This window comes from Streptococcus suis, from assembly GCF_002964045.1.
Classification (GTDB): domain Bacteria; phylum Bacillota; class Bacilli; order Lactobacillales; family Streptococcaceae; genus Streptococcus; species Streptococcus suis_U.
In genome coordinates, this window is sequence record NZ_POPB01000184.1 from 1 (window position 1) to 275 (window position 275).

Sequence of the window (275 nt, forward strand, 5' to 3'; positions counted from 1 at the left end):
AGAGCAGAACGGCGAAGTCAGCCACAGCTACGGCCTCTACCACTTGGCCATTGTCCTACCTAGCCGTGAGGACCTCGGGACCATTTTCCGCCACTTTATCGACAATAAGATTCCCCTCCAAGGCGCCAGCGACCACGGTTACAGTGAAGCCATTTACCTAGCCGACACCGAAGGCAATGGCATCGAGATTTACCGCGACCTACCTCAAGACACATGGGATGTCCGCCCAGACGGCCGCATCGTCGGCATTACTGAGCCTATGGATGCTGAAACGA

Annotated in this window: 1 pseudogene; it reads left to right on the forward strand. The window is 56.0% G+C overall.

Annotation, left to right across the window (positions count from 1 at the left end):
* Positions 1–275: pseudogene (locus C1E99_RS01180) on the forward strand (VOC family protein); the annotation flags it as partial.